The organism is Streptomyces sp. NPDC016677, assembly GCF_055562815.1.
In genome coordinates this window covers 57,549-67,847 of record NZ_JBVHEO010000023.1, presented here as the reverse complement: position 1 = coordinate 67,847, position 10,299 = coordinate 57,549, and the positions used below count along the sequence as shown (strand labels likewise).

7 protein-coding genes and 2 pseudogenes are annotated in these 10,299 nt (G+C 77.1%); 1 reads left to right on the top strand and 8 read right to left on the bottom strand.

Annotated elements, in window-relative coordinates:
- Nucleotides 1–380 precede the first annotated feature (380 nt).
- The 5 genes and pseudogenes from ACZ3IG_RS34495 to ACZ3IG_RS34475 all read right to left on the bottom strand — a co-directional run.
- Nucleotides 381–1,244: pseudogene (locus tag ACZ3IG_RS34495) on the bottom strand (lysylphosphatidylglycerol synthase transmembrane domain-containing protein); the annotation flags it as partial.
- Between the two features lie 11 nt (nucleotides 1,245–1,255).
- The gene (locus ACZ3IG_RS34490) at nucleotides 1,256–2,173 is read right to left on the bottom strand and encodes an SAM-dependent methyltransferase (protein ID WP_467437110.1); all 918 of its coding nucleotides are present in this window, start codon (nucleotides 2,171–2,173) and stop codon (nucleotides 1,256–1,258) included.
- Nucleotides 2,101–3,279: a glycosyltransferase family 4 protein gene (locus tag ACZ3IG_RS34485; protein ID WP_467437086.1), complete on the bottom strand. Its 1,179-nt coding sequence runs from the start codon at nucleotides 3,277–3,279 to the stop codon at nucleotides 2,101–2,103. Before ACZ3IG_RS34485 ends, ACZ3IG_RS34490 begins: the two co-directional genes overlap by 73 nt.
- The gene (locus ACZ3IG_RS34480) at nucleotides 3,276–3,674 is read right to left on the bottom strand and encodes a 6-pyruvoyl trahydropterin synthase family protein (protein ID WP_462706483.1); all 399 of its coding nucleotides are present in this window, start codon (nucleotides 3,672–3,674) and stop codon (nucleotides 3,276–3,278) included. The genes ACZ3IG_RS34485 and ACZ3IG_RS34480 overlap by 4 nt, the downstream gene beginning before the upstream one ends.
- Nucleotides 3,675–3,835: 161 nt before the next feature.
- A complete protein-coding gene (locus tag ACZ3IG_RS34475; RefSeq protein ID WP_467437085.1) occupies nucleotides 3,836–4,813 on the bottom strand; it encodes a zinc-dependent alcohol dehydrogenase in 978 nt (325 codons plus the stop codon).
- Nucleotides 4,814–4,920: 107 nt separating this feature from the next.
- Between ACZ3IG_RS34475 and ACZ3IG_RS34470 the strand changes: the two are divergent.
- Nucleotides 4,921–5,661 (top strand): annotated as a pseudogene (locus tag ACZ3IG_RS34470) (CDP-alcohol phosphatidyltransferase family protein); the annotation flags it as partial.
- On the opposite strand, the gene ACZ3IG_RS34465 reads toward ACZ3IG_RS34470, so the two are convergent.
- From ACZ3IG_RS34465 to ACZ3IG_RS34455, 3 genes are read right to left on the bottom strand one after another with little or no spacing between them, the layout of a single operon-like run.
- Nucleotides 5,643–6,899, bottom strand: a complete 1,257-nt coding sequence (locus ACZ3IG_RS34465) for an MDR family MFS transporter (protein WP_467437083.1) — start codon at nucleotides 6,897–6,899, stop codon at nucleotides 5,643–5,645. The pseudogene ACZ3IG_RS34470 and the gene ACZ3IG_RS34465 sit on opposite strands and share 19 nt — an antisense overlap.
- Nucleotides 6,896–8,689, bottom strand: coding sequence for an ABC transporter permease subunit (locus tag ACZ3IG_RS34460; RefSeq protein WP_467437082.1), 1,794 nt, complete (start codon nucleotides 8,687–8,689; stop codon nucleotides 6,896–6,898). Before ACZ3IG_RS34460 ends, ACZ3IG_RS34465 begins: the two co-directional genes overlap by 4 nt.
- Before the next feature lie 3 nt (nucleotides 8,690–8,692).
- Nucleotides 8,693–10,192, bottom strand: coding sequence for an ABC transporter substrate-binding protein (locus ACZ3IG_RS34455; RefSeq protein WP_467437080.1), 1,500 nt, complete (start codon nucleotides 10,190–10,192; stop codon nucleotides 8,693–8,695).
- Nucleotides 10,193–10,299 lie beyond the last annotated feature (107 nt).

The window sequence follows — 10,299 nt, the reverse complement described above, 5'->3', positions numbered from 1 at the left end:
GCCACGGTCGCCACAGCCACCTCGGTCACGCCGAGTACGCCGGACGCGCCGGACAGGCGCGGGGACGTGCGCGGACCGGGGACGAGTGCGGACTCCCCCACCCGCACCACAACCGCCACGGTCGCCACAGCCACCTCGGTCACGCCGAGTACGCCGGACGCGCCGGACAGGCGCGGGGACGTGCGCGGACCGGGGACAAGTGCGGGCTCCTCCACCCGCACCACAACCGCCACGGTCACGCCGAGTACGCCGGGTGGGCCGGACAGGCGCGGGGGCGTGCGGGGGCCGCCGGCAGGTGTGAGCCGGTCGGCGGTGCCGGGGCGGGCACGGGCCGGGAGGCGCCCGGTGGACACGGGCCCGGCGTCGGACCCGTGTCCGGACGGGGCGGGCCGCCGCCCACGGACGGCCAGGACCGCCGCGCCCGGCAGGCTCGCCGCGAGGACGAGCACCCCGTACACCACGGCGACGGCGAGCCCGCGCTCCGCGCCCAGGCCGGCCGCGCCGAACGACCAGGCGGTGACGCCCTCCCGAGGCCCCCAGCCACCCACGTTGAGCGGCACGCTCATCGCGAGCAGCGCCAGCACGGCCAGCGGCAGCAGCGCGGCCACGGACGCGGCGCTGCCGGCCACCCGGGCCGCGAGCACGAACAGCGCCAGGTGCCCGGCCAGCACGACCCCCGACGACACCGCGACGCCGGGCCAGTCACGAAGGACGGGGCGGCGGGCGGGCCTCCGGTTCATCCGGAGCGCGGCGAGGACCGCCAGCGCGCCCAGCGCCGCCAGGGCGGCCGGCGGTGCCAGGTGCCGGGCCTCGTCCCGCACCGGCGACTCCATCGTCACCAGCACCACCGCCCCGACGACGGCCAGCGCCACCTGCCCGGCGGCGCGTTCGAGGACCACCGCCCGCACGCCCCGGCCCAGGTCGCCGGCGCCGCGCCCGTGCCGTACCGCCCGGTGCACATCGCCGAGGACACCGCCGGGCAGCGCGGCGTTCAGGAACAGGGAGCGGTAGTAGGCGGCGACGGCGGGGCCCAGCGGCAGGGCGATCCGCAGGGCGCGGGCGACCAGCGTCCAGCGCCACGCGCTGCACACGGTGGTCACCAGGCCGAGGGCGAGCGCCGCCAGCAGCGCCGGTCCGTCGACGCGGCGCAGCCCGTCCAGGAAGGGACCGCCGCCGGTCCGCCACAGCAGGACCACGAGGACGGCGGCACCGGCGAGGGAGCCGAGGTGGCGGCGGAGCCGCCCAGTAGGTGTGCTCACGTGTCACCGCCCGCCGGCCGGCCCAGCGCCAGCAGGTCGTCGTGGTGGACGGTCACCGACAACTCCCCGGCGCGGCAGGCCGCGAGACGCTCGGCCAGATACGGTCCGGCCGGCTCGCGCAGCGCGGGCCGCTGCTCCACGGCCGCGCCCACCCAGCCGCGCAGCCACCGGTCGGTGAGCGCGGCCTCGCCCGGCCCGAGCCGCCAGGGGCTGGGCCGCACCCGTACCGTGGCGCCGTGCGCGGCGAAGGCGTCCGCCGCGACCGCCACCGCGTCCGGGCCGAGCAGTCCGCCGCGCCGCTGGTGGTCGTCGAAGGCGGCGGCGATCTCGGCGTCCAGCGGGTGCGCGGGGGCCAGTTCGACGCGTCCGGCGACCGACAGCGTCAGCAGCGCCGCGCAGCCGGCCCCGGCGCAGGCGGCGGCGAGGGTGGTGACCTCGCCGGCGGTGAGGACGTCGAGGAGCGCGGACGCCGTGACCAGGGACGCGCCGCGCAGGGCGTCCGGGGTGAGCCGGCCGACGTCACCGCGCCGGGTCCCGACGGTGACCGGGCTCCCGTCGGCGGCGGTGCGCGGAGGGTCGGCGGACGCGAAGTGCAGCAGGTAGGGGTCGCGGTCGTGCAGGGTCCAGTGCTGGGGCCCGTCGAGCAGCGGGGCGAGCCAGCGGCCCATCGAGCCGGTGCCGCAGCCCACGTCGTGGACGGTCAGCGGACCGGCGGGCAGGCGGTCGCGGAGCGGTCCGATCAGCTCCCGCGCCCGCGCGGCTGCGTCCGGTCCCTCGCGCAGCCGCAGCCACTGCGGGGCGTACCGGACCACCTCGGCCCCGGCCGCCGTCCCCGTCCGCCTCATGCGGGCCTCCCGGACGGGCCGGGCAGCCGTCCCAGCACGGTCGCCAGGCACTGGGCGGTCGACGCCCAGCCGTGCAGGGACGTACGGCGGGCGCGGGCGGCGGCCTTGAGGCGGCGGCGCAGGCCGGGCTCGCCGAACCAGCCGCGCAGCGCGGCGGCGAGGGCGGCGGGGTCCTCGGGCGGTACGAGGAGGCCGGGCACCGTGCCGTCGGGTGCGCGGCCGACCGCCTCCGGGAGTCCGCCGACGTCCGTGGCCAGCACCGGGACACCGCGCGCGAGTGCCTCCGTCACCGCCATGCCGTAGGTCTCGGCGTGCGAGGCGAGCACCATGAGGTCGGCGGTGGCGTAGGCGGCGTCGAGGGCGGCGCCGGTCTTCGGCCCCGCCAGTTCGATCCGGTCGCCCAGCCCGCGCGCGCCGATCCGCTCCCGCAGCCGGCCGACGTACGACGGGTCCTGGCCGAGTCCGCCGACGCACGCGCAGGTCCACGGCGAGTCGGCCACCTCGGCGAGGGCCTCCACCAGCCGGTGCTGTCCCTTGCGCGGGGTGACGGCGGCGACGCACAGCAGCCGCGAGACGCCGTCGGTGCCGGGGGCGAGGGGCGCGATGTCGGCGCCGGGGGCGGCGAGGTGGACGCGGCCGGGGTCGAGGCCGTGGTGGGCGACCAGGCGGCGCACCGCCCAGTCGCTGGTGGCGACGGTCGCGGACACCGCCCGCAGTACGGCCCGCTCCCGGGCGTCGAGGTCCGCGGCGACGGCCGGGTCCAGGCCCGTCTCGTCGGCGAGCGGGAGGTGGACGAGGACGGCCGTCCGCAGCCGTCCGGCCTCGGGGAGGACGATCTCCGGTACGCCGCAGGCGACCAGGCCGTCCAGCAGGACCACGGCGCCGTCCGGCAGCCGGCGCAGCGCGCGGGCGAGTCGGGCGCGGGCGTCCGGGCCGGGCCGGGGCCAGTCGCCGGCCACGGCGACCGGCCGCACCCGCCAGCCGAAGCCGGGCAGGTCCAGTCCGATCCGCCGGTCGTAGGCGTTGCCGCCGCTGGGGGCGGCCGGGTCGTCGACGCCGCCGGGCAGCACGAAGTGGACGGAGCGCAGGGACATGGGGACCGTCTCCCCGTTCCTCGGGGCGGGCACCCGGGCGAGCCGCGCCCGTACGACAGCCACGTCGGTCGTGCCGGTCACAGCGCGCGCTCGTAACTCGCCCACGCCACGTGCGACTCGTGCAGCGTGACGGTGAGGCCGGCCAGGCCCCTGGCGCCCTCGCCGAGCGCGCCCCGGTGGACCCGGTCGGCGAGCCGGTCGGCGATGACCTTGGCCAGGAACTCGGTCGAGGTGTTGATCCCGGCGAAGTCGGGTTCGTTGTCGAGGTTGCGGTAGTTCAGCTCGGCGACCACCGCGCCCAGCTCCCGTGTGGCCAGCCCGATGTCGACGACGATGTTGTCCGCGTCCAGTTGCTCGCGCCGGAACGTGGCGTCCACCAGGAACGTCGCTCCGTGCAGGCGCTGCGCGGGTCCGAAGACCTCGCCGCGGAAGCTGTGGGCGACCATGATGTGGTCGCGGACGGTGATGCTGAACAACGGACGACCCTCCAGGTGTGGTGCGTCTCCGGCGGTGTTCTCCGGATGTGTTGCCCGGGTGTGTTGCCCGGGTGTGTTCTTCCGGATGTGTTCTCCGGACGGGTGTTCTCCGGGTGCGGGTGCGGGTGCGTCCGGTAGTACGGCCCGCCCCCTCGTCCCGTTCAGCGGTCGTACCGCACCCGGTGGCACAGCGCGGGCAGTTCTCCGGTGGCCAGGCGCGGCAGGACGTCCGGGAGTTCCCCGAAGGCGCACTCGCCGGTGACGAGGGCGTCCAGCGCGGGGTCGGCGAGCAGGTCCAGGGCGAGGGCGAGCCGGTCGGCGTGGGTGCGGCTGCCGGACCGGGCCGGGGAGACGGTGCCGACCTGGCTGCCGCGCACGGTGAGGCGGCGGGAGTGGAAGGCCTCGCCGAGCGGCAGGGCGACGGCGCGGTCGCCGTACCAGCTCAGTTCGAGCACCGTGCCCTCGGGCCGCAGCAGTTCGAGGGAGCGGGCCAGGCCCGCCTCGGTCGCGCTGGCGTGCACCACGAGGTCGCGGTCGCCGAGGGCGTCCCCGGGCAGGGCGAACCCGGCGCCGAGCGCGGCGGCCACCTGTGCCCGTGCCGGGTCGGCGTCGACCAACTGGACGTCCACGCCGGGGAACCGGGCCAGCAGCGCGGCGACCGAGCAGCCGACCATGCCGCCGCCGACCACGGCGATCCGGTCGCCGATCAGCGGCGCCGCGTCCCACAGCGCGTTGACGGCGGTCTCCACGGTCCCGGCGAGCACGGCCCGCCCGGCGGGCACGGACGGCGGCACCTCGGTGACGGCGGCGGCCGGGACCACGTAGCGGGTCTGGTGCGGGTACAGGCAGAAGACGGTACGGCCGACGAGCGCGGCGGGGCCCTCCTCCACCACCCCGACGCTGAGGTAGCCGTACTTCACCGGGCCGGGGAAGTCCCCTTCCTGGAACGGCGCCCGCATCGCCGCGCGCTGGCCGGCGGGCACCCGGCCGTCGAACACGAGGGTCTCGGTGCCCCGGCTGACCCCGCTGAAGAGCGTGCGCACCAGCACGTCCCCGGGGCCGGGCTCGGGCAGTTCCACCGGGCGGATCGCGCCCTGTCCCGGCGAGTCGAGCCAGAAGGCGGCGGCGGTGCGCGTCATCGGGTTCCTCCTGAACGGTCGGCGGGCGGCCCACGTACCGAGGGGGCACAGGCCGCCCGCTGGGTGGCGGCGCTGATCGACTCTGTCACACGGCCGGAGGATGTTCGGTGGCCCTGAACGACGTGTACGACGCCCGTCCCGTGCGGTGGGAGACCGCCGTCGGCGCGGGCGCGCAGGTCCTGTTGCTGGCGCTGCTCGGCGCGGCGCACGGCATGGGTCCGGCCGGCTGGCTGACCGGGCTCGGCTTCGCGTGCGCCACCTGGGCGGTGCTCTCCCGGGCCCTGCGCCGCGCCCGCCCGGCCGTCCTCGGCCCGGCCAACCGCGTCACCCTCGGCCGGGCCGGCCTGGTCGGTGCCGTCACGGCCCTGGTCGCGGACTCCTTCCGGGCCGCGCCGCCCGTCTGTCTGCTGGTCGGCCTGACCGCCGTGGCGCTGCTCCTGGACGGCGTCGACGGCCACGTCGCCCGCCACACCGGCACCGCCACCCCCCTGGGCGCCCGCTTCGACATGGAGGTGGACGCGTTCCTGATCCTGGTCCTCAGCGTGTACGTGTCCGTCCGGCTGGGCCCGTGGGTGCTGCTCATCGGCGCGATGCGCTACGTCTTCGTCGCCGCCGCCCGCGTCCGGCCCTGGCTGTCGGCGCCGCTCCCGCCGAGCCTGGCCCGCAAGACGGTGGCCGCGCTGCAGGGCGTCCTGCTGCTGGCGGCGGGCGCGGAACTGCTCCCGCACGCGGTGAGCACGGGACTGGTGCTGACGGCGCTGGGGCTGCTGGTGTGGTCGTTCGGCCGGGACGTGCTCTGGCTGCGGCGTACCTCACGGGCCGGCGCGGCTCAGGCGGCCGTGCCGGAGCCGGCCGTCCGGCGAGGGCGGGGCAGCAGCACCGCCGCCGCCACCGGCACCGCCGCCAGCACCAGCCACGGCACCGCCGCCGGCAGTCCGCTGTCCAGCAGCGAGCCGGTGAGGGAGCTGCCGAGCAGGACGATGAGGCCGGAGACCGAGGACAGCGCGCCCGTGTACAGGCCGAGCCGGCCGTCCTCCGCGAGGTCGGGGACCCAGGCGCGGGCGACGGGCGCGACCAGCATCTGGCCGAGGGTGAGCAGGACGACGAAGGCGGCGGCGGGCAGCAGCCCGGCCGTGCCGGTCCAGTCGGCGGGGCGGGCCGCCGCCACCGCCGCGAACCCGGCCGCGACCAGCGCCAGGCCCACCGTCATGGACCGGCGCGGGGTCAGCCGCCGGCCCGACCACCGGGTGACGGGCAGCTGGGCGGTGACGACCAGCAGCGAGGACAGCGCGAACAGCCAGGCCAGCGGCGACTGGGAACCGGCCGCCCGCTCCACCTCGGCGGGCAGGGCCAGGTAGAACTGGTTGTAGGCGAGGAGGTAGGCGCCGTACGCGCAGCACAGCGCCAGGAAGGGCCGGTTGCGCAGCAGCAGCCGCGCGCCGCCCTCGGCGCGGACGCGGGCCCGGCCGGGGACGCGCTGCGGGAGCAGCCAGGCGTGGCCGGCGAGGACGAGGACGAAGATCCCGGCGCCGGCCAGGCAGGCGGCGCGGAAGCCGACGCCGAGCAGCAGCGCGCCGAGCAGCGGTCCCACGAACGCCCCGGCCTGCCCGGCGACCGTGAACAGCGCGAGCACCCGGGTGCGGTTCTCGCCGCTCTCCTCCTCCCACAGCACGGCCTGCCGGGCCACCTCCGACTCGACGGCGGGCGAGAACAGCGCGGCGGCGAACCCGATGAGCAGCACCGCGCCGACCACCGCCCAGGTGGCGTCGGCGTACCCGAGCCAGGCGAACCCGGCGATCCGCAGCAGGCACCCGGCGAGGACGACGGGCCGGATGCCGTACCGGTCGGCGAGCGCGCCGCCGACCACGAACAGCCCCTGCTGGCTGAAGGTGCGCAGCCCCAGCACGAACCCGACCAGCCACCCCGCCATGCCGATGCCCTGTCCGAGGTGTTCGGCGAGGAACGGCAGCACGGCGTAGAAGCCGACGTTGAAGGCGAGTTGGGTGAGGACGAGCAGGCGCAGGAGCGGGGAGAGCCGGGTGCGGCCGGAGGCCGTGCGGAGCGCGCCGGCGGGGGTCGCGGTCATCGTGCCCCCACCAGTTCCTCTGCCGTCTCCGGGGTGGCGGTCTCCGGGGTGTCCGTACGGTGCGTACGGCGTCGGCGCGGGAGGCGTACTCCCCCGGCGGCGGTGACGGCCAGCGCCCCGAGCAGGGCGAGGACGACGGCGGGGGCGAGGACGGCCCAGGGGGCGCGTTCGGCGTAGGGCTGGTTCTCGGAGAGCAGCAGGCCCCACTCGGGGGACGGCGGCTGGGCGCCGAGGCCGAGGAAGCCGAGCGAGGCGAGGGCGAGGGCGACGCCGGGCAGCCGGATCAGGGCGTGCCGGAGCACGGGCGGCAGGACGGCGGGCAGGAGTTCGCGGCGCAACAGGTACCAGCGGCCCGCGCCGATGCCCCGGGTGGCCAGGATGTGCAGGGTGGCGCGTTCCTGCCGGAGCAGGGCGGCGGTGTGCGCGGCCAGCGGGGCCCAGGCGACGGCGGTGACGGCGAGGACGGGGGTGGCGGTGCCGCTGCCCGCGACGGCGGTGACGAGGAGGGCGAGCAGGACCGGCGGGACGGCGTTGACGGTGTCCACCAGCGGTCCGGAGATCCGGGGGACGAGGCCGAGCAGGACGCCCGCGACCAGCGCGGCGGCGCTGATGGTGAGGGCGAGCAGCAGGGTGGACAGGGCGCCGTGGCCGACCCGGGCGAGCAGGTCGCGGCCGAGGGCGTCGGTGCCGAAGGGGTGGGCGAGGGAGGGCGGGCTGAGCCGGGCGCCGGTCTCGACGGCGAGGGGGTCGCGGGGCAGGCCGAGCGCGACGACGGCGAGCAGGACGGCGGCCAGGCCCAGCGGCAGCGGGCCGCGGGCGGGCGGGGTGGGCCGGTGCAGGGTGGACAGGGCGCCGTCGCGCAGGGCGGGCCCGGTGAGCAGGTGGGCGGCGAGCCGGGCGCCGCCGGTGGCGAGGGCGGCGAGCAGCACCAGGGCGAGGGTGCCGGCCTGGAGGACGGGCAGGTCCTGGGCGAGGGCGGCCTGGAGGGTGGTGCGGCCCAGGCCGGGGATGTCGAAGATCTGCTCGACGGCGACGGCCCCGCCGGTCAGGCCGACGACGAACAGGCCGAAGTTGGGCAGCAGCGCGGGCACACAGCGGCGTACGGCCTGGCGGGCGACGCGCCGGCCGGTCAGTCCGCGGGCGGCGGCGGCCAGCGCCCACGGCTCGGCGAAGGCGCCGGGCAGCAGGTCGTCGAGGAGCCGTCCGAGGACCGCGCCGGCGGGCAGGCCGAGGGCGAGCGCGGGCAGCAGCGTGTACTGCGGCCCGTACCAGCCGAGCGCGGGCAGCCAGCCGAGCTGGACACCGACGACGGTGGCGAGCACGGAGGCGAGGAGGAACTCGGGGAGCGCGGCGACCAGCGCGGAGACCGTGCCGCGGGAGCGCCGGCCGTCGAGCCGGCGCCGGGCGCCCAGCCGGAGCGTACGGGCGCAGACCGCGCCGGCGGTGAGGACGGCGACGACCAGCGCCACCGCCATCAGCAGCACCGACACGCCCAGCGCCTGGAGCACGCCGGGCAGCACGTCGGTCCCGGAGATCCAGGACTGTCCGGCGTCGCCGCGCAGCAGTCCGCCGAGCCACTGCCCGAGCAGCGGCAGCGGCCCGTCACCGAGCCCGAGCTGCTCGCGGACGGCGGCCAGCACCTCGGGGGTGGGGTCCCGCTCGGCCGACCGTGCCTTGAGGACGGTCAGCGCGGGGTCGGTGCGGGTGAGCCAGGGCAGCAGCCCGATCCCGCACACCAGTCCGGCCGCGAGCAGTACCCGCCACGCGGCGGCCGTCACCTGCTGCCGCACGGCTCAGCGCCGCGTTCCCGTGCCGACGAGGGTGCGCTCGTAGGGGTCGAGGACGACACCCTGCACGCCGTCGGCGACACCGGTGATGATCCGCTGGTGGACGAGCGGCACCACCGCGTCGGTCCCGAGGACGCGGGCCTCGGCGGTCATGGCGGCGTCGCGCCGCTCGTCGGTGTCGGTGACCCGCTCGGCCTCGGCGACCGCCTGGTCGACGTCCTGGTCGCAGAGCTGGGCGATGTTGAAGTCGCCGTCGCAGGTGTAGTCGCTGGCGAGGATGGAGACCGGGTCGCCGGTGTCGAGGAGGGTGTTGCGGGCGAGGACGAACGCGTCGAACTTCCCGTCCAGGGCGTCGCTCTCCAGCCGCGAGTACTCGCGCACGGTGAGCCTCACCGTGAACCCGGCCTTCTCCAGCTGCTCCTTCACCACCTGGGCGACCTCGGGCAGTTCGGGCCGGTTGTCGTAGGTGGCGAGGGTGACGGTCTGCCCGTCGGCCTTCTCGGCGGCGGCGCGCCCGGCCGGCTTCTGGCGCTTGCCCTCGGCCCAGGTGACGGCGGGCCCGTAGACACCGGCGCCGGCGTCCCCGTACCCCTCGTACACGTCCTTGGCGAAGACGGAGGTGTCGATCGCGGCGCGGGCGGTGGCCCGCAGTCCGGCGTCCTTGAGGGGGCCGGAGGAGGCGTTGAGGAGGAGGCTGGTGGTGCGGGTGGTGGCGGTGTCGCGCCGGGTCCCCTCGTCGAGGGTGGCGGCCTGGGAGACGGGCACGGCCTCGGCGATGTCCAGTTCGCCCGTGCGCAGGGCGTTGGCGCGGGCGGTGCCGTCGGCGATGAACCGGGCGTCGACGCCGGACGCCTGGGCCCGGCCGCCCCAGTAGTCGTCGAACCGGTCGAGGGCGGCGGAGGTGGTCCCGTTCACCTTGGTGATCTCGAAGGGCCCGGTGGCGGTGCCGACCGGGTCGGCCTTGCCGCTCTTCTCGTACGCCTTCGCGGAGAGGATGGCGAGGGAGGGGCTGGAGAGCCGGAGCGGGAGTACGGGGTCGGGCTCGTCGGTGGTGACGGTGACCGTCCGGTCGCCGCCGGCCTTCGCGGTGAGGCCGACGCCGGACAGGGCGGCCGGCGCGGGCTCCGCCGCGACGGCGTGCGCGAGGGAGTCGGCTACGGCGGCCGAGGTGACCTCCGTGCCGTCCTGGAAGGTGGCCTCCCGCAGCGTGAACTCCCACGTCGTGCCGTCCTTCTGCTGCCAGGACGCGGCGAGCGCGGGCGCGGCGCTGCCGTTGGCGTCCAGCGCGGTCAGTCCCTCGGTGACGCCGAGCCGGCTGAGGAGGGTGGCGTCGGCACCGTACGGCGAGAGGTTCTCGGCGGGCGGGAACGCCAGCGCGACCCGCAGCCGGGAGCCGTCACCGTCGCCGGAGCCGGAGTCCGAGCCGCCGCCCGAGGAGAAGCAGCCGGCTGTCAGCGGGAGGAGCAGGAAGGGGGCGAGCAGCCGAAGGCGGCGGTGGGAACGCATGGTCCTCGGTTCGATCGGATTCGGGCAGGTCGGACGGGTGGCGGTGGTACGGGGCCAAGCCTACGTGGAAACCATTTCCACGAACACAGTCACCCCTCGGTCACGCA

Bases quoted from the DNA above. Each gene is read 5' to 3' on its own strand.
- ACZ3IG_RS34455 (WP_467437080.1), bottom strand. From the start codon at position 10,192: ATGCGTTCCCACCGCCGCCTTCGGCTGCTCGCCCCCTTCCTGCTCCTC.
- ACZ3IG_RS34475 (WP_467437085.1), bottom strand. From the start codon at position 4,813: ATGACGCGCACCGCCGCCGCCTTCTGGCTCGACTCGCCGGGACAGGGC.
- ACZ3IG_RS34465 (WP_467437083.1), bottom strand. From the start codon at position 6,899: ATGACCGCGACCCCCGCCGGCGCGCTCCGCACGGCCTCCGGCCGCACC.